Origin of the sequence: Pedobacter sp., from assembly GCF_035566355.1 — a bacterium.
Taxonomy (GTDB): Bacteria; Bacteroidota; Bacteroidia; order Sphingobacteriales; family Sphingobacteriaceae; genus Pedobacter.
Window position 1 is genome coordinate 1 of the sequence record NZ_DATMRL010000408.1, and the last position, 18,109, is coordinate 18,109.

16 protein-coding genes and 1 tRNA gene are annotated in these 18,109 nt (G+C 38.9%); 7 read left to right on the forward strand and 10 right to left on the reverse strand.

Annotated features, from left to right (window positions below; genetic code table 11):
* Positions 1-172 precede the first annotated feature (172 nt).
* The 3 genes from VNZ46_RS15820 to VNZ46_RS15830 all read right to left on the reverse strand — a co-directional run bounded on the left by VNZ46_RS15820 (position 173) and on the right by VNZ46_RS15830 (position 5,660).
* Positions 173-3,526, reverse strand: a complete 3,354-nt coding sequence (locus VNZ46_RS15820) for a TonB-dependent receptor (RefSeq protein WP_325561033.1) — start codon at positions 3,524-3,526, stop codon at positions 173-175.
* Positions 3,527-3,760: 234 nt separating this feature from the next.
* On the reverse strand, positions 3,761-4,936 hold the full coding sequence (locus VNZ46_RS15825) for a FecR family protein (protein ID WP_325561034.1): 1,176 nt from the start codon (positions 4,934-4,936) through the stop codon (positions 3,761-3,763).
* 118 nt (positions 4,937-5,054) lie between these two features.
* Positions 5,055-5,660 (reverse strand): RNA polymerase sigma-70 factor, encoded by a 606-nt coding sequence (locus VNZ46_RS15830; RefSeq protein ID WP_325561035.1) that lies wholly within the window; start codon positions 5,658-5,660, stop codon positions 5,055-5,057.
* Between the two features lie 192 nt (positions 5,661-5,852).
* Between VNZ46_RS15830 and VNZ46_RS15835 the strand changes: the two genes are divergently transcribed.
* A complete protein-coding gene (locus VNZ46_RS15835) occupies positions 5,853-6,650 on the forward strand; it encodes an SDR family oxidoreductase (protein ID WP_325561036.1) in 798 nt (265 codons plus the stop codon).
* Positions 6,651-6,669: 19 nt separating this feature from the next.
* Positions 6,670-7,584: a helix-turn-helix transcriptional regulator gene (locus VNZ46_RS15840; RefSeq protein ID WP_325561037.1), complete on the forward strand. Its 915-nt coding sequence runs from the start codon at positions 6,670-6,672 to the stop codon at positions 7,582-7,584.
* A gap of 101 nt (positions 7,585-7,685) precedes the next feature.
* On the opposite strand, the gene VNZ46_RS15845 is transcribed toward VNZ46_RS15840, so the two are convergent.
* The gene (locus tag VNZ46_RS15845) at positions 7,686-8,288 is read right to left on the reverse strand and encodes a class I SAM-dependent methyltransferase (protein WP_325561038.1); all 603 of its coding nucleotides are present in this window, start codon (positions 8,286-8,288) and stop codon (positions 7,686-7,688) included.
* 110 nt (positions 8,289-8,398) lie between these two features.
* On the opposite strand from VNZ46_RS15845, the gene VNZ46_RS15850 reads away from it, so the two are divergent.
* Positions 8,399-8,833 carry a DUF1810 domain-containing protein gene (locus VNZ46_RS15850; protein WP_325561039.1) on the forward strand — a complete coding sequence of 145 codons (435 nt, stop codon included), beginning with the start codon at positions 8,399-8,401 and terminating at the stop codon, positions 8,831-8,833.
* A 41-nt stretch (positions 8,834-8,874) separates the two neighbouring features.
* On the opposite strand, the gene VNZ46_RS15855 is transcribed toward VNZ46_RS15850, so the two are convergent.
* Positions 8,875-9,375 (reverse strand): hypothetical protein, encoded by a 501-nt coding sequence (locus VNZ46_RS15855; protein ID WP_325561040.1) that lies wholly within the window; start codon positions 9,373-9,375, stop codon positions 8,875-8,877.
* Between the two features lie 261 nt (positions 9,376-9,636).
* Between VNZ46_RS15855 and VNZ46_RS15860 the strand changes: the two genes are divergently transcribed.
* On the forward strand, positions 9,637-10,965 hold the full coding sequence (locus VNZ46_RS15860) for a serine hydrolase domain-containing protein (protein ID WP_325561041.1): 1,329 nt from the start codon (positions 9,637-9,639) through the stop codon (positions 10,963-10,965).
* Between the two features lie 76 nt (positions 10,966-11,041).
* Here the strand turns inward: VNZ46_RS15860 and VNZ46_RS15865 are convergent, their stop codons facing one another.
* Positions 11,042-13,111, reverse strand: a complete 2,070-nt coding sequence (locus VNZ46_RS15865; RefSeq protein WP_325561042.1) for a M13 family metallopeptidase — start codon at positions 13,109-13,111, stop codon at positions 11,042-11,044.
* A 121-nt stretch (positions 13,112-13,232) separates the two neighbouring features.
* Here VNZ46_RS15865 and VNZ46_RS15870 point away from each other — a divergent pair, with 121 nt between their 5' ends.
* Together VNZ46_RS15870 and VNZ46_RS15875 are read left to right on the forward strand one after the other, a co-directional pair.
* A complete protein-coding gene (locus tag VNZ46_RS15870) occupies positions 13,233-13,763 on the forward strand; it encodes a hypothetical protein (protein WP_325561043.1) in 531 nt (176 codons plus the stop codon).
* Positions 13,764-14,143: 380 nt separating this feature from the next.
* Complete coding sequence (locus VNZ46_RS15875) at positions 14,144-14,533, forward strand: hypothetical protein (RefSeq protein WP_325561044.1); 390 nt, start codon at positions 14,144-14,146, stop codon at positions 14,531-14,533.
* A gap of 535 nt (positions 14,534-15,068) precedes the next feature.
* Here the strand turns inward: VNZ46_RS15875 and VNZ46_RS15880 are convergent.
* Together VNZ46_RS15880 and VNZ46_RS15885 are read right to left on the reverse strand one after the other, a co-directional pair.
* Positions 15,069-15,383: an HPF/RaiA family ribosome-associated protein gene (locus tag VNZ46_RS15880; protein ID WP_325561045.1), complete on the reverse strand. Its 315-nt coding sequence runs from the start codon at positions 15,381-15,383 to the stop codon at positions 15,069-15,071.
* A 192-nt stretch (positions 15,384-15,575) separates the two neighbouring features.
* Positions 15,576-15,648, reverse strand: a tRNA-Lys gene (locus tag VNZ46_RS15885).
* Between the two features lie 397 nt (positions 15,649-16,045).
* Between VNZ46_RS15885 and VNZ46_RS15890 the strand changes: the two genes are divergently transcribed.
* A complete protein-coding gene (locus tag VNZ46_RS15890; protein WP_325561046.1) occupies positions 16,046-16,396 on the forward strand; it encodes a VOC family protein in 351 nt (116 codons plus the stop codon).
* Between the two features lie 107 nt (positions 16,397-16,503).
* Here VNZ46_RS15890 and VNZ46_RS15895 read toward each other — a convergent pair whose 3' ends face one another.
* Positions 16,504-17,541 carry an alpha/beta hydrolase gene (locus VNZ46_RS15895; protein WP_325561047.1) on the reverse strand — a complete coding sequence of 346 codons (1,038 nt, stop codon included), beginning with the start codon at positions 17,539-17,541 and terminating at the stop codon, positions 16,504-16,506.
* A gap of 94 nt (positions 17,542-17,635) precedes the next feature.
* Complete coding sequence (locus tag VNZ46_RS15900; RefSeq protein ID WP_325561048.1) at positions 17,636-18,022, reverse strand: hypothetical protein; 387 nt, start codon at positions 18,020-18,022, stop codon at positions 17,636-17,638.
* Positions 18,023-18,109 lie beyond the last annotated feature (87 nt).

Genomic DNA, 18,109 nt, shown 5'->3' on the forward strand with positions numbered 1-18,109 from the left:
GACTGCCAGTATGTACCGTCTGTGATTTGGTTGAGCGGGCTTTGATCAAGCAATCCCTTTTTGCAGCTCTCTGCAAATAAACAGGTGATCAATGCGGCACAGACTACAATTATTTTTTTCATGTTATTGTTCATCGTTGTAGGATTAAGATAGACCATGGTGTATACCGGTATCAAAAGTTTACGTTTAAACCCAGACTCAGGTTACGTACCTGAGGATAATTAGAACCATCACCGTAATTCGGGATCTCCGGATCCAGACTTTTAGGGAAGTTTTTGCTGGTGATCAGGAACAGATTATCTCCTGCTGCAAAAATCCTTATAGAAGCAACTCCTATTTTCTTTGTCAGCGTATTAGAAAAAGTATAGCCCAGCTGTGCGTTTTTAAATCTCATGTAAGAGGCTTTAAACAACCACCAACTTGAAAACTGTCCATTGTTAATGGATTGGTCGGTTCTGAGGATGGGGTAACGCGCATCCGGATTTGAGGGAGACCAGTAATCCAGCTGTGACTGAAGAATGTTTCCATCACCATTAAAAAAGAATGGAACCTGTGCTCCGCCGGTTACACGGGTTAGATTACTCATCACACCTTGCAGTAATAACGAAAAGTCAAAGCCTTTGTACGAACCGGCTAAGGTAATTCCATAGCGGTAATGTGGCGTAGCCTGACCTAAAATGACACGGTCATCTGGTGTGATCTTTCCATCGCCATTCACATCTTTAAATTTAATATCTCCTGGTTGCACCCTTGGATCTTGTGCGGCATGATTGGCAATATCTTCTTTTGACTGGAAGAGTCCCTCTGCCTGCAGACCATACCATATCCAGCGGGACTGACCTACAACAAGGGGATTGTCTCCATAACTTGGTCCTGTTCCACCCAAATCAAGAATCTTGTTTCTGCTGTCGGAGAGGTTAAGTGAAGCACGATAGTTAAAATCGCCGATATGATTTCGGTAAGCAATATTAAGTTCAAAACCCTGATTCTGCATTTTACCTACATTTTGCTGAGGTGCACCAATGCCATAGGTAGAAGGAACATTTGGTGAACGCAATATGCCTGTAGTACGGTCTCTGAAAACATCTACACTGATGTCCAGGTGTTGCAGGAGGGTGAAATCAAGACCGAGATTTGCTGTGGTTTTCACCTCCCAGGTTAAATCCGGATTAGGGGAATTATTGTAATAAGTGGTGGTTACGCTTGCTTTGTTCAGGACATATTTGTCTTGCGCAATGGTATTGGCCCATGGGTACAGACCACTAGCATTCTGGTTTCCAACTTGCCCATAAGAGCCTCTGACCTTTAAAAAGTTAACGACATTGTTTAGGGATTTAAAAAAGTTCTCTTTCGAGGCTACCCATCCGGCAGACACAGATGGAAAAAATCCATATTTTTTATTCTGAAAGACCGATGTACCGTCATAGCGCGCATTGGCTTCAAGCAGATATTTGCCATCAAAGTCATAATTGAGACGACCAAACCAGGATTGGATAGCGTATGATGTTGCATTTCCTGAAACATTGGTCAAGGTCGGATCCGATGAACCTGCGTCAATCTGATCCAATGAATTGTTCAGGAAACCCCAGCGGGTTATACTATTGAAATCGTAGCGGTCCTGCTCTTGTGAATAACCAAATAATCCTTTAAAGTGGTGCTTGTCAAAATCTTTGGTATAATTTAAAGTGAGCAGTGCGGTTGGATGTGTTTGGGAATAGTTTGCTTTGTAAGCGCTGTTGGGATTGTTGTTGTACACTACAATTTGTTCATCATCATTGTACAAGGGATATTTATTGTTAAAGGCAGAAGTAAAGCTATTGGTGTAATTGTAACCGTAGGTACCGTTCAGGATCAGGTTATCCAGGATCTTAAACTCCGCCAGAAAGTTGGTATTAATGGTATTCAGGTTTTCGTTCTGAACACCTGCTTTTGTCATAATGTCATTGGGTTGGGCCCCGCCACGATAGCTCCGGTCATTTCCTGCCTTGGTATAAGGGTATTCGGTTACAGGAACGATATAAGACCATTGCAGCGCACTTCCGGTACCATATGCAGGCTGTTGTTTGTCTTCTTTGGTCAATACCGAATTGATGCCCAGCTTTAACCTCTTAGACACTTGCATATTTACATTTGCACGTAAGCTATAACGTTTGTAATCTACGTTTTTAATCAGTCCTCCCTGGTTCATATAACCGCCTGAGATAAAATAATCTATATTATTTCCTCCTCCGGAAATACTGAGGTTTTGCTGATTTTGCATGGCTTGATTGTCCAGGATATATGGGAGCCAGTTGGTGCTTGGTAATTCGCCAGATTTGTATTTCCGGACCAGCTCTGGGGTATATTTTACTTGTGCACCTGGATTGTCATTTAGCTGGGCCTGGTTGTACAAGTCCACAAACTGGGGTGCATCTACAAATTTAGGTAGCCTGGCCGGCCGCTGGAAACCAACCATAGTACTATATTGCAGTTCCGGCTTGCTGTTCTGCTTTCCTTTTTTAGTGGTAATCAACAATACGCCTCCTGATGCCCTGGCACCGTATATAGCTGTTGCAGAAGCATCTTTAAGCACACTCACAGAAGAAATATCACTTGGGTTCAAATAGTTAATGCTATTAACCGCCATACCATCAACAATGTACAAAACCGGGTTACTGGATAATGTACTGTTGCCGCGGATATCTACCGATGTTGATCCATAACCCGGATTACCGTCGGTTTGCTGGATGTTCAATCCGCCTGCTTCTCCCTGCAAAATATTCAATACAGAAGGAACTGCCCGGTTTTCGATCTCTTTACTGGACACCGTAACAACGGAACTGGTTACATTTACTTTCTGTTGTGTGCCATAACCAACCACCACGACTTCGCTCAAATTATCTGCAGAGGGTACCAATGTGACATCTATACGTTTGTTATCTGCATTTATGGTGATGGAATTGCTATATTTTACAAAACCAACCATAGAGACTTCTACTGAATAGAGACCATCCGGTACCCGGCTCAATGTGAATTCTCCATTGGCATCACTTACTAGTCCTTTGCTGTAACTTCCGCTCTTAATACTGATCGTTGCGCCCGGTAAAGGAAGTCCTTTATCATCCACAACCCTTCCTTTGACATCTACAGTTGCAAATACAGAGAATACCCGTTCAAACAAGGTCTTTTCTTTCTTTTGAATCACTATCGATTTTTTGGTAATGGAATAGGTAAAAGGCAGGTCTTTGAAAACCTGCTCCAAGGCATTCTCCAAAGTGGCATTTTTGATATTTACAGATAGTTTAACCTGTGAAATATCGTTCTGTTCCCAAAAAAACCGATAACCGGTTTTCGTTTGGATTTTACCAAAAATTTCAGTTAACGTTATATTTTTTTCATTGATAGATACAAGTTGTGCATAACTTTTAGCAGAAACCTGTAAACATCCGATGGTGATTATCAGGACAATCATTTTCATTACCATCAAAAATTTCAATACAGACCCAGGTCTTTTCCAGACTGGCCCTGTACATAAGTTTAAATTCATACTTTTGTACGTTTGGGTAAATGTGATAGATAAAACAGTTCATTAATCTTTTAACCCTGCTGGTTTCTAACCAGGTGGTTCAGGATTGACCCAGACACAATCCGGGGAAGGGTTCCAAGCGCTCCCCGGTTTCTTTTTTATCAACCTGTCTTCGTTGAGTTTGTAAATTATTTCGTCATATTGTTTAGTTTAGATTAGACCTTCAGTTTATAATTGGTTGTTGATTTGCTTTTTTTAAGGAATGATCACCAGTTTGGTTTGCGTATTCGTTGTTTTGGCCTGTTCTATCCGGTAGTGAACACGTCCTAATTCCAATACCTTTAAAACCTCTACCAGCGTATAGGATTTGTCGATTGTACCCGAAAAAAAACGTTTCTTTATATGGCCTTCATAGACTACCTTGACATTATACCACCTGGAAAGATCCAGCATTAAATTGTGTAGTTCGGTATGGTTAAATTGAAAAATTCCATTTTTCCAGGCTATAGCCTCTGCTGAATTGAACTGACCTACACTCAAATTGCTATTCTGGTTGGTGACCTGCTCTCCTGGTTTAATTAAAACCGAAGCGATTTTCGAGATGACTTTAACTGATCCTTCCAAAAGGGTAGTTTTTTGCACTTTTTCTTCGGCATAGGCATTAATATTGAAATGGGTACCCAAAACTTGAACCTCCTGGTCTTCTGTTTCTACTACAAAAGGTTTAAGCCTATCTTTCGCTACCTCAAAATATCCTTCTCCAGTTAATTTAACCTTTCGGATATGTCCGGCGAATCGCGTGGGATAGGTTAACGAAGAAGCTGCATTTAACCAAACATATGTTCCATCTGGAAGCTGAACTTCATATAGCCCTCCATTTGGAATGATGATGGTATTTGTACTTACCACATCTGAACTGGACCGGGTATTGGCATTGCCGGGGATATAAATTAAACTTGCATTCGCTGATTTGCTGATCTTTGTGCCCGACTCCTGGGAAATGATGCCGGATGCTCTTTCATTTAAATTGATCTTTTCACCATTGCCTAAAATGAGTATCGCTTTATTCCCTCCTGGCAATACGTCTATGCCAACTGTATCTTCTGTATGGAAAAGAGGCAGTTTCTTGACAGTAAAAAAAACGGCCAGAGAGAGGATCAGGAATAACGTTGCTGCTATGGTAAACCATTGTTGAATCGATAATCTTCTTGAAATTGCCTTTGACCGGCCAGTTGCGGCTTCGATTCTCTGGTCAATATCTAACAGCATCTTCTTTTCTATATCTTTTACTTCATTAGCTGATAAACTGCCGATTAGCTTTTCATCTTGTTCAAAATTATTGTACCAGCGATCAAGCGCTTTCAAATCATCAGCAGAAGCCGTTCCGTTAGTGTATTGATCAAGCAGGTAAAGTATCTTTTCGTTATCCATCAAGGGCTCTTTAAATGGTAATACCCTAAAATGGTAAAAGGTGCTACTCCCTATGTACATTTTCTTTCAACAAAAAGATAACACACAGACAACTAGCTATTTAATTTGATAAAACGTTTTATTTAAAAACATTAAAAAAAAGAATCAGCAACAGCACGTCAAAATGATTTTCTTTAAATTCAGCTTTCAGTATACGTAGTGCTTTGGTAATATGCTTTTTAACCGTATTTACTGAAATATCTAAACGAATTGCTATTTCCTGCTGAGAAAGGTGCTCTATCCTGCTGAGTATAAATACTTCTCTGCATTTATCAGGCAGGCTATCAGTAACGGACAGGATACGCGCTCTTAACTCCTTAACAGACATAGCCTCATCTGGTGGCAAAGGTGAAGAATGAGTTTCCCTTATAATTCCTTCAAGATGTTTTTGATGCAGCAGCTGAGAACGATAAACATTGTACACTTTATACTTAAGGGCTGTCTTCAACCAAGCCTCCAGATTACTTTTAACTTCAACTTCATGGCGCCTGAGAAAAAAGTTCACAAAAATCTCCTGTACAATTTCTTCTGAAGCTTCCCGGGATTTCAGCCTCTGGTAAGCTGCATCCAGCAGAACTTGCCAATAACGATGGTAAATTTCAGTAAACGCAGCACGGTCATCACAGGAGTTAACCAGATCCAACAGGATTTCATCGGAATATTTGGAGGCTTTGTACGGACGCATGAAATCAATAGCCAGGTGGCCATAGCAAAACTAATGTTTAAAAAATTAAAAAGAAATTATTAAATAAATAAAGCAAAGACAGCCATGGTATCCGTTTTTCCGAGTGCCATTTTGGCTACAATAAATTCCAATTTGGATACCTGGATGATTAACTGTTCGTGGAACTTTGTGGTACATAATTAGATAAAGAACATGAAAACAATATTCATTACAGGTGCCTCAACAGGCCTGGGAAAAGCAACAGCTAAATTATTTGCAGCCAAAGGCTGGAAAGTTATCGCAACGATGCGCAAACCTGAAAACGAAAAAGAGCTGAGCCTGATAGACAATGTCAGTTTATTGCCTTTAGATGTAACCAGTTTGGATCAGATTAATGATACCGTTAAAAAGGCAATTGCTTTAGGTCCGGTTGATGTGGTATTTAACAATGCTGGTTACGGATTAATGGGACCTCTGGAATCCACTACAGATGAGCAGCTGGTTCGTCAGTTAGATACCAATATTTTGGGGGTGATTCGCGTTACCCAGGCATTTATCCCTTATTTCAGGGAAAAGAAATCAGGTCTGTTTATATCCACGACCTCTATAGGCGGATTAATTACCTTCCCTTTCAGTTCTGTCTATCACGCCACTAAATGGGCCCTGGAAGGTTGGAGTGAGAGTATGGCTTTTGAGCTAGGAAAAATTGGCGTGGGCATTAAAACAGTTTCTCCGGGTGGAATTAAAACAGATTTCCTGAGTCGTTCAGCAGATATGTCTAGCCACCCTGTTTATCAAAAATGGGTAGATAAGTTATTCTCCGGTTTTAACGAGGATCATTTTACATCTGCAGAAGACATAGCTGCTATAGTTTACGAGGCGGCCACAGATGGAAAAGACAAATTAAGATATGTTGCTGGTGAAGATGCAAAAGCGCTCTATGCGCAGCGTTTACAACTTGGCGATGAAGCTTTTAGAAAACAGATGGCACAAACATTTTTAGAAGCATAAACCGCTTATATTTGTAACGATGAAAAAGGAAGAACATATTCCCTATCAGTTTAATTCGATATCCGACTTACACCGGGTGCTGGGCTTGCCAAAGCCTTTGCACCCACTGGTATGCCTGGTTGACAATACGCTGATCTCTGTTGATAAAGATCAGTTGCCGGCTTCTTTCCTTCTTAATTTTTATAAGATCTCTTATAAAAAGGGCCTTAACGGAAAGATAAAGTATGGACAAAATTATTATGATTTTGATGAAGGTGGCCTGGTTTTTACTTCCCCCAATCAGCTATTGGCTACTACAGATGATACAGAATATTTAGGCTACACTTTACTCATTCATCCTGATTTCATCAGGAATTACCCCTTGGGAAGGAACATTAAAAACTACGGCTTCTTTTCTTATGATATCCATGAGGCCTTGCACCTCTCTGATAAAGAAAGATCAACGATATTAAACATTTTCCATCATATTGAAGAGGAATTGCAGTTGCCGATAGATGATTACAGCCAGGATGTTATTGTAACCCAAATTGAGTTATTGCTGAATTATAGCAACCGTTTTTATAAACGGCAATTTATCACCAGAAAAGCAGTGAACAATGACTTACTCTCCAAAGCGGAAAACCTGCTGAATGATTATTTCAATAACGAAACTGCTTTACATAAAGGCTTGCCGACAGTTCAGTTTCTCGCAGAGCAATTGCTGGTTTCTCCTCGTTATTTAAGCGATATGCTACGGTCATTGATGGGCCAGAATGCCCAACAATATATCCACCAAAAACTCATCGAGAAAGCCAAAGAAATTCTTTCGACCAGTAAGGTATCTGTTGCGGAGGTAGCCTACCAGCTAGGTTTTGAACATCCTCAGTCTTTTAATAAATTGTTTAAAAGCAAAACCAGTCTTTCTCCACTCGAATTCAGACAATCATTTAATTAAATTTACTGTCGTGAACAGGGTTGAATTTACAACCTGGAGTTGTTGCGGAGGAATCAATTTTTACAGAATTTTGTGAACGGTCTCTCACCTGGATCTAATTTCTAATGCAATTGTGCCATCCATACGGTAGCGTTACCACAATCCGGATCATCTTCTTTATATTCCAAAACATGGAAGCCATGCGTTTCTAGTAGTGATTGATACTGGGTTTTATTTAATGAGGCATGAAAGAGGTTTTCTCCACCATTCATTCCCCAGACTTCTCCAAGTTCTTTACCTGAGGTGAACATTAAGATACCTCCAGGATTAAGATGCTTTTTAAAAACATGAAACATGGCAGGCTGGTCATCTGAAGGAAGATGGAAAAAGCTATCCCAGGCTATAATGGCATCATATTTTTCACCAAGTGAAAGCTCCCGCATATCGGCCTGCCGGAAATCGGCAAAGGGAAGATTGTTTTTTGCAATCTCCAACATACGATGGCTGGCATCAACGCCGGTAACTTGCATTCCCTGACTTAAAAGATAACCCATCATGGGCATTCCGGTTCCGCAGCCCAGATCCAGTATGCTGGAACCTTTGCCTAAAATCTCCATGATTTTATCGAGATAGGCTTTTTCCATCAATCCCTGGTAACGGTTTTCGGCAAACCAGTCGGCAATGATATTGTAGCTTTCGAAAACCTTATTCTTCTTATTTTCCATATTTAAAGCTAATAATTTCTGCCATAGGTCCCCCTTTAAAAATTAAACTGCTCAACTAATGCTTCTTTAATATTTAATTCAATATATTCACGCTCCCTGAAGATAATGAGATGAAGCAGCACAACCTGGAGAGATTTATTAATGCGCAAAAGCCGGTTTTCCAAACAGCGCTAACAGAGATTCAAAATGGCCAAAAACAAAGTCACTGGATGTGGTTTATCTTACCACAAATTCAGGGATTGGGCTTTACTGAAACTTCAAAGCTATATGCGATAGAGGATTTAGCAGAGGCTCAGGAATATCTTGCACATCGCGTTTTGGGCGCGAGGTTGATTTTGGTGTGCAATACCCTTCTGGATCTTAAAAATGATAATGCTCATGAGATATTTGGCAGTCCGGATGATCTAAAACTAAAATCCTGTATGACTTTATTTGCAGCTGTACCTGGTGCAGACCCTGTATTTGAAAAGGTACTGAAGAAGTTTTTTGGTGGATTAAAAGATCATATTACCATTAAAATCCTGAATCTTCATAAACATGGATAAATTAATTCTAAAGCAAGGCAATATATACTCCAGCCTCATTTTTACTGAAAAATCTCCTTTGTTTCAGTTAAAAAACTCCATTGTTCGACTCCTAAATTTTTGAAATTCTTTCGGATTATCACAGTCTTCATTTCCAGATAATTTGAATGATAGAACTCAGATATTTTAATTACTTTTTTTTCATTTACTAGCAAATAGAGATATTCATAAGTTCCTGACCTAGAAGACAAAGAACTTATTCTATAGCCTTCAACTTCATTGATTTTATAAGTAGACGTAGTTCCAAAACCAAGGAAGCCCCTTTTTGTTACAGAAGCCTCGTTAACCTCTATTTTAATACATTTTGTTCTGAGCTCGCCCCAAAATAAAAGAAAAATGGAATAGAAAAAAAATACCCCAAAAAAGACAACAAAAAACATTGGTTTATTATCAATTAACTCTACAACATCATTATTCAGTAAGAAAAACACTGTAATTAAGATTGTTACACATAGCAGCAAGATTGGAAATAAACTCCATAAACGAAATCTAGATGTAATCATTAATGTCGATTGTTTAGAATATTAGTACTCATAGATATCTTCATTTCCTTAATAATACATTTTTTCTCTGATATCTTATTCAAATAATTCATTTTATCCTCATTTGCTACTTCCAATTATAAGAAAATATATTGTTTATAATAAACCAAGAACAGGTCCATTTAGCACTGAAAAAAACCGAAAATAAAATTCTATATTATCTATTTAATTGCAAAAGCTATTGTTAGATTTGGACGATCTTGAATATCATTATACTCAATTATGAAAAAAATTACCGCTTCTCTGGTTGCAGTTTTTATTCTTTTGGTTAGCGCTCAGGCCCAGGAAATCGATACAGCAAAACTAGACAGTTTTTTTAATGCACTCTCTGCGAATAATCGTTGTATGGGAAGTTTTGCCATATCCCAAAAGGGTAAAATTATATATCAGAAATCAATAGGTTACAGCTCATTAGAAGGCAACAATAAGATACCGGCCACATCTGTTACACTTTACAGGATTGGCTCGATGACCAAAATGTTTACTGCAACGCTGATCTTTCAGCTTATTGATGAAGGCAAATTGTCTCTGGATACTAAGCTGTATAAGTATTTCCCACAAATGCCAAATGCGGAAAAGATAACTATTGAAAACCTGCTCAACCACACCAGTGGGTTGGCGGATTACGTGAATGATACAGATAATAAAGTCTGGATCACCACCCCGCATACTAAAGCAGAATTATTACAGAGTATTGCAGGAAAGAAAGTACATTTTGAACCTGGTGCCGAGCAATTGTATTGCAATTCAGGATATTTATTATTGGGTTATATTTTGGAAGATATAACGGGTAAGCCTTACAACAAGCTGATTAAAAATCGCATTTCAGGTAAAATAGGATTACAACATACATTTTCTTCTAAAGCCAACGAATCAGAAAACGCGGAGGCCCGGCCTTATCAACGTATAACTTCGTGGGTTAAGATCAGGGATATTTATTTTCCGAATATAATTGGTGTGGGTGATATGCTATCAACGCCGACAGACATGCTTGCTTTTATCAATGCCCTGGCAACGGGAAAACTTGTTAAGCCAGAAAGCTACAATCAAATGAGAGCATTTGAAGATCAGTATACATTTGGAATGGGACTGACAAGAGTACCTTTTTATGGAAAAATTGGTGTTGGACATGGTGGGGACACCTATGGAAGTCATAGTGTGACCTCCAGATTTGATGATGATCTTTCCTTTTCATCCTGCGTAAACGGTGCAAATTATCCTGTTAATGATATTAGTATCGCTATTTTAAGTATTTTTTATCATCGGCCCTTTAACATTCCTGACTTAAAACAGGTCGAGATTAAAAGTGAAGATCTTGATGCTCACCTTGGTGTTTATGCCTCTAAACAGATCCCTCTAAAGATAACATTTACCAAACAAGGCACAGTACTTATGGCACAGGCTACAGGACAGTCTAAATTCGCGCTGGAAACAGTATCAAAAGATAAATTCAAATTTAATGCTGATGATATTTTGGTTGAGTTTAATACGGACAAAAAAGAAATGATCCTTAAACAAAGTGGAAGGACTACCATCTTTGTAAGAGAATAATAGCTCAGCTAAATATAAAAAAGGCTATTCCCCGTTAGGAGAATAGCCTTTTTTATGGTCCGATCGTTAAATATATTTACCAGATTTTAACTCGTTTATCAGGGTCAATCCACATCGCATCACCTTTCTTTACTTTGAATGCTTCATAGAATTCAGGCACATCAGCAAATGGACCATTTACCCTTAAAAATGCAGGCGAATGAACATCTGTCAGGATCTGACTTGCCAATTGTTCATCTCTTTGATGCCCCAGCCAGCCCAAAGCATAGCCTAAAAAGTAACGCTGCAGTGGTGTCAATCCGTTGATCTTTTTGTTCTCTTTGTATTGTTCAGTTTTCTTAAATGCGTCCAGTCCAAGCACAATCCCACCTAAATCGGCAATGTTCTCCCCAAGAGTCGCTTTTCCGTTCACGTGCATACTGTCCAGCACTTTATAATGATTGAACTGGTTTACAAGAACCTGAGCCCTCTCTGTGAACTTCACAGAATCCTGTGGCGTCCACCAGGCTTTTAGATTTCCTTTTGCATCAAACTGACGCCCTTCATCATCAAAACCATGTGTAATTTCATGGCCAATAGTAGATGCCGCTGCATAACCATACACTACAGCATCATCCACGTCTTCATCTTTTACACCAGCTATGCTGAATATCGCCGCAGGCAATACAATTTCATTATTTGAGGGGTTGTAATACGCGTTATAGGTTTGAGGTGTCATGTCCCATTCGGTACGGTCAACGGGTTTACCTAATTTATTCACTTCTCTGTTATACCACCAGGCCTGGGCACGCAGTACATTCAGCACATAAGATTTACGGTCGATCTCCAGCGTAGAAAAATCTTTCCATTTATCAGGGAAGCCAACTTTTGGATTTATCTTTTCCAGTTTATCAAGCGCCTTTTTCTTGGTCTCAGCACTCATCCAGTCTAGTTTTTCGATATGCTCTTTGTAACTGCTGCGTATAGCAGTGACCATATCTGAATAGCGTTTCTTAGCGGCCTCCGGAAAATATGCTTTAACAAACAACTGTCCCAGCACCTCTCCCATTAAAGCGTTTTCAGCGTCAAGCACACGTTTCCATCTCGGCAATTGCTCCTTTTTTCCTGCAATAACTGTCCCATAGAATCTAAATTTTTCTTTATCAAGATCTTTGTTCAGATAAGGAGAGGTGGCAGAAATCAAATGCCAGCGTAGATAAGCCTTCCAATCCTTGATTGGGAAAGTTTTTAATGCCTTGTTCAAGGCCTGGTAATATTCGGGCTGGCCTACGATAACCGTATCGGCTTTATTGATGTTTAATTTCTGAAAAATGTCTGTCCAGTTCATTCCAGGTGTTAACTGGTTCAGCTTAGCAATTGACATCTTGTTATAGTTGTGATAGGGATCCCGCAGATTTTCCAGTTTACGTGAACTGGCTGCAAGGGCTGTTTCAATAGCAAACACATTCTTTGCTGCTGCTGTAGCATCCTGATCCGTCATTCCTGAAAGCTTCAATACAGCGGGCAAATGCTTTCCGGAGTAATCGTTCCTGATATTCTTAGTGCGTGTATCGGTATTGAAATAATAGTCCCTGTTGGGCAGGCCAATTCCACTTTGACTGATATGGAGTGCTATTTTATCACTATTTTTTTCATCCTGACCGATGTAAAGTCCTATCATATTTTCAATCCCATAGGTGGTAAGATGGGCTGAGAAGTCTAAAATACCATTTATATCTTTGATCTGGTCGATACGGTCCAGTTCAGCCTTTAAGTCACTGGTCCCTCTCTTCTCAATACCCACCGTATCCATACCGGAGAAATAAAAATCAGCAATTTTCTGGCTGTTGGTTCCTTTCGCCGCGTTTTCCCTCAGGGCATCTTCATTAATTTTTTTAAGCTTTTCCCGGATTTCTTCCTGCACAAGGTTTCCTATTCCCCAACTGGAATACGCAGCGGGAATTGGATTCTTCTTGATCCAGCCTCCATTGGCGTACTTAAAGAAATCGTTCCCTGGATGCACTGTTGTGTCCATATTTTTAAAAACAGGATCACTTGCAGCATAAGACGCCTCCGATTTTTTATGGCTGCAGGAAGTAAGGACAGTACTAAAGAGCAGAGCAAGTCCTGAATAGGCTATTAAGCCGGTTTTTGTATTTCTTATCATGGTTTAAATATGATTTTCTCAAGTGTAAGATTGCCAAAGGTCATAATTTTTTCAGGAATAAATTCTTATATTTAAATAACAGGTCAAGAGCAATCTAATCCGCATACTTAAACTTTAAAAGATGAAAAAATTATTAGGCCTTTTATTTTTCAATTTTATAACAATAATTTCTTTTGCTCAAACTAAAGAGAGCCAGGATAGAAATCCGATTTACTTCTTAGATAGCGTTAGGATTAACCCCGACTATTTTAGGAGCATAAACCCTAAGGATATCGCTTTTATACAAGTTGTTAAAGAGAACAATGCAATAGAGCGATTAGGTGAAGAAGGAAAAAACGGTATAATTTATATCGAAACAAAAACTTTTGCCAGGAAGAAAATGTGGAATTATCTGAAGCGCAAATCTGATGATTATGCCCGGTTAATGCCTACTATAGAGAGTGATAGTTCATTTCAGTATATACTGAATAAGAAATTATTAAAAAATAGTTGTGATTTCGATCTGGCCTCGGTAAATGATGTAACTCTGCAAGAAATCAAAATTCTGGATAGAAAAGCATTAAAAAAGGATTTTAATGTAAATGATAAAGACCATGGAATCTTGATCTTAACAGAGCCGTTAAGAGACTCTAATAAAGGTAATCGTTTTTAAAATACCGTCCATTTCCAGCTAAAGTTACAGATACTAATAGCAGCAGTTATGACCAATGCAAACAAATTAGTACTCCTGAAATTTCTGCATACAGTCATATGGGCATTCTACAGCGTGATGATCTTTTACATGTTGTATGCAGTCATCATAAACAAAATTGACCGATGGTTATGGATCGGGTATGGCCTGGTTGGTATAGAATGTATCACACTTCTGTGGTTTAATTTTTTCTGTCCTTTAACCATTATAGCAAGGAGGTATTCAAATTCTACGAAAGACAATTTTGATATCTACCTCCCCAATTGGCTGGCAAAGAACAACAAACTGATCTATTGCATTATCATGGTTATTATAGTCTTTATTACGATCTACAGGGTATTATGAAAAATAAACAGTTAAACATCATCTTATTCATCGTTCTTCTCCCCTTTTTTACCTATGCGCAAAAGGCATATGAAGCCGTTCCCTATAAAGCTGTGTTGAACAAGAAGCCGGTAAAACTAAGTTTCGCCGATGGTTATATCGGAGCATCTTCCATTACAATGACAAATAGCAAAAATGGCAAAAAAGTAATTTTTTCCCCTGACTTGGGATATGTTGGTGGGGATAAGAAGCTAAAATTTCATAGATCTTTACCATCGCCTTTTCTATCTTCAGATTATTTTATCTTAACTGACCTCACAGAGTATTACGATACCCTTCCGGCATTTATAAACGGAACCTATTACAACAAAGGAAAAATTTATAAGATCAGATTTTTCAAACAATAGAAACAGGTATTTAAATGAACAAGAAAGCTTTCCAAATTTTAAAGCATGGATAAATTATAATCCTGCCGACGCCATTATAAGCTTTAAAACAGCACCGTATTGGCGCCATTTAGAAGAAAACAACTTAAACACTGACCTACAGACAGATAGCTGTTTTATTTTAAAGAAAAATTAGTATCTTTGAGTAGAGAGCATTAAAATCTTAGATTAAGCCCATCTGAACTTGTTTTCACTTCTGATCCATTTCTCTCCTGGTTTCGTATATAATGAATATTAACCCTCACCTCCAATGATAAATTATGCCTCGCTCTGAAAACTCATAGATTTTGCCACTATCCTATTGCCATATAACCAACAAAAAGGGTCGAGAGCCCGTAATTGGGGGGATAGCTTTATATGAAGATGTCCTCCCTTTTACACCGAATTTCTATATTTACCTCTGGATAAGGTATCAAAATAGCTATAAAAAAGGCTTTCTAAACTATTTAGAAAGCCTTTTTTAGTGATCCCGTTGGGATTCGAGCCTAATCTATTGCTATCGGGCTTTAAGTTTGCCGACTATTGTTTCCAGCTTGCTTTTCAACTTGGTAATGGCGCCATGAAGGGCCAAATCATAACTGTTTCCTAAGCTGGAAACAGCAACAGGTTCTCGACCTGAAACTCTTGCCTCTAATAAACAACGTTTATCATCTAAACCTTCCTTACTTCCATTTTCGTCTGATAAATGTACCTCCAGGCGGGTGATTAAATCATCGTATATCGCCAGGCCTTCATTGATTTCATTTTTAATTTTTTCTTCGTATTCCTGATGTATCGTTAAATTTTTGTCGGTGTTTAATTGAATAGTCATCGTCTCTTAATTAAAATGTTTATACCAACTAAACAATAAAAACAGGTGCTGGTTTTAAAAGTTTTCTGTCTTAAATGTCAATCATGCAATTTATAAGCATGGTTGAAGGTTATTTAACCTAAAGCCAGATATATGAAATAACGCTAAAAAATCTATTAAAGCAAAAAGCCCCAAATTCGTTGAGGCTTTTCGTGATCCCGCTGGGATTCGAACCCAGGACCACTACATTAAAAGTGTAATGCTCTACCAGCTGAGCTACGGAATCGTCTTCATCTCTGAAGGAGTGCAAAAGTAAAAAAAATATTTGATTCTCCTACTTTAATATCGAATTAATTCACTTTAACTGCAAGAAAAATTTTAATGTCCTGATATATAGACTAAAAAATATCTATACCGCTATCTGATTTGAAAAATCATAATGGTTATATACATGGAACGAGTAGGCAAGCTAACATAGGGCTATAACAACAAAATATACAAATGGAATTAAATCCGCATATAAACCGTGCATGATATGAAAAATCCCGAATAAACTGCGTTTCAGATGCGTTTTAGGTACGCTGTATTTAGCCACTTGATATAGCGACAACCTCGCCTCTCTCTAGCTTCTTTATATCACTTTATCCCAATTGAATAATTATATTTGAATTAATTTATATAGAATGAAAGTTAAACGTATCGTTGCCAATATAGCATCACAGGAAATTGAGAAAGCAAAACTATTTTACGTAGAGTTGCTGGGCATGAAAGTCTTAATGGATCAGGGCTGGATAGCCACATACGGTTCAGAAGAAGACATGAGTGTACAAATTAGCTTTGCTAGTGAGGGTGGTTCAGGCACACCAGTCCCGGATTTATCTATCGAAGTTGATGATGTGGATACAGCTTATAAATTAATGCAGGAACATGGTTTTAAAATTGAATATGAACTGACAAATGAGCCTTGGGGGGTGCGTCGCTTTTATGTGCGCGATCCCTTTGGTAAACTGGTCAATATACTTGCTCATATTTAATGACTAAATTATAGCAACAAGAAAGAATTGAAGCTGCTTGTGGAAGGTTTGAGTTAAACTCATTAGCAATTGTAATTGCTAATGAGTTTTCATTTTTTATAACTTTTTTATTTCCTATGGAAATTAGCAATCATCGCCTTTGTCAGGGTACCAACCAGATTGTTCGGCAGGTCATGTCCCATGTTGTCTACCCAGAGGCTGTCAGCAGTAGGAATGATTGCTGCGCACTTCTTACCATGCGCAATCGGTATGAAGGGGTCTTCCCTCCCGTGAATGACAAGCGTGGGCATGCTGAGTTTCTTTAGCTTATCATATCTTGATCCGGAAAGAAAAACTGCTGCCTGATGCTGTCTGGAGACATCTGAATTGTATCCTTTTCGCTTTCGGATATCATACAATACCTGTTCGGCCAATTCTTTAGAATTCAACTGGTAATTTGATTTCCCTTTCAGGATGATCCGGCTTGCAATATGCATTTTGATCATATTGCGGTCCGTCCCGATAATACCGTATTTCAAGGCTACCTTAACCAGATCCCAGGCTACTGCAGAAGATATCGGTGGCAATGCAGGATCTTCTATATAGCCTGAAGACATGATGGAATTTAGCGTGGCTACCCTGTCCGGATGATTGATGGCCAGTTCCTGGGCAATCATCCCTCCCATAGATATACCCACCACATTTGCCTTTCTAAGCCCTAGTGAATTCAATACCGCAACACCATCATCCGCCATATCGGCCAGCGAGTATGGATGCTTACTGTTCCAGTCCTTTACCCAGTCAGACTCACCGGTACCCCTGTGGTCATAACGGATCACCTGGTAACCAGAATCCACCAGGGCACTGATAAACTGCGGAGGCCAGCCCAAAGCATCATTAGAGATTCCCATAATGAGCAGAACAGCACCTTTTGTGGCCCGCTTAGGGGCTACACTTTCATACCAAATGCTCAATCCATGAGACTTTGCAAAACCCGTTTTACCTTTTACTTGTTCCGGAAGCGGACTTTCCAGCACTTTGGTAATGAGTGCATCAGTTCCAGGGGGCATTTCAGGCCCCGAATTATAAAGGTAAAATGAAGCACAAGTCAGAAGCACCAACAGAGCTATGCCAGTGAACTTTAATATTCTTTTAAATAATTTCATTGTTGATTTTTTGAAAAATAACCGCTATGGTCTGATAAAATACCAGGCCTTTTTTAAGATAGGGCAACCGAAAAAGATTGCCGTGAAGAAAAGCTTAGGCGCTAAACGGTTCTTCCTCGTCCGAACTTTGAGGAAGTATTCTGGTTAAATAGTAGTACAAGATTGGAGGCTGAAAACCCTGTCGCACATTAACCAGGGCCAGTTTAACCTGAATTAAATTATTGAACGAAAGCAAAGCTTCGTTCCAGCTCAGCCGAAAACACCGTGCCTGATCACCCCGAAGCAAGTCTAAGGCGTGCTGATAGGAAATGGTTCTGTTGCCCGCTTTCCCGAAATTAGAGATTTCAACCTCAGTTTGTGTTGGCTTTGGATCAATAACAGATCTCGCATTGCCGAAGAATGTCAAAATACCCAATACCAAAGTAAGCATCAGCATTAGCCTTCTCATTTTGTTTTCATGGCATTTGATCATCTTGTTCATTTCTTTACTAAAAATAGAAATTTTATACTGGAAATAAAGAAACAGGACTCTTTTAATCGCCCAATCATTTTTTTAGGAGAATCGGTA

Coding starts and splice junctions, on each gene's coding strand:
- VNZ46_RS15820 (WP_325561033.1), bottom strand. CDS start 3,526: ATGAATTTAAACTTATGTACAGGGCCAGTCTGGAAAAGACCTGGGTCT.
- VNZ46_RS15825 (WP_325561034.1), bottom strand. CDS start 4,936: ATGGATAACGAAAAGATACTTTACCTGCTTGATCAATACACTAACGGA.
- VNZ46_RS15830 (WP_325561035.1), bottom strand. CDS start 5,660: ATGCGTCCGTACAAAGCCTCCAAATATTCCGATGAAATCCTGTTGGAT.
- VNZ46_RS15835 (WP_325561036.1), top strand. CDS start 5,853: ATGAAAACAATATTCATTACAGGTGCCTCAACAGGCCTGGGAAAAGCA.
- VNZ46_RS15840 (WP_325561037.1), top strand. CDS start 6,670: ATGAAAAAGGAAGAACATATTCCCTATCAGTTTAATTCGATATCCGAC.
- VNZ46_RS15845 (WP_325561038.1), bottom strand. CDS start 8,288: ATGGAAAATAAGAAGAATAAGGTTTTCGAAAGCTACAATATCATTGCC.
- VNZ46_RS15850 (WP_325561039.1), top strand. CDS start 8,399: ATGAAGCAGCACAACCTGGAGAGATTTATTAATGCGCAAAAGCCGGTT.
- VNZ46_RS15855 (WP_325561040.1), bottom strand. CDS start 9,375: ATGATTACATCTAGATTTCGTTTATGGAGTTTATTTCCAATCTTGCTG.
- VNZ46_RS15860 (WP_325561041.1), top strand. CDS start 9,637: ATGAAAAAAATTACCGCTTCTCTGGTTGCAGTTTTTATTCTTTTGGTT.
- VNZ46_RS15865 (WP_325561042.1), bottom strand. CDS start 13,111: ATGATAAGAAATACAAAAACCGGCTTAATAGCCTATTCAGGACTTGCT.
- VNZ46_RS15870 (WP_325561043.1), top strand. CDS start 13,233: ATGAAAAAATTATTAGGCCTTTTATTTTTCAATTTTATAACAATAATT.
- VNZ46_RS15875 (WP_325561044.1), top strand. CDS start 14,144: ATGAAAAATAAACAGTTAAACATCATCTTATTCATCGTTCTTCTCCCC.
- VNZ46_RS15880 (WP_325561045.1), bottom strand. CDS start 15,383: ATGACTATTCAATTAAACACCGACAAAAATTTAACGATACATCAGGAA.
- VNZ46_RS15890 (WP_325561046.1), top strand. CDS start 16,046: ATGAAAGTTAAACGTATCGTTGCCAATATAGCATCACAGGAAATTGAG.
- VNZ46_RS15895 (WP_325561047.1), bottom strand. CDS start 17,541: ATGAAATTATTTAAAAGAATATTAAAGTTCACTGGCATAGCTCTGTTG.
- VNZ46_RS15900 (WP_325561048.1), bottom strand. CDS start 18,022: ATGAACAAGATGATCAAATGCCATGAAAACAAAATGAGAAGGCTAATG.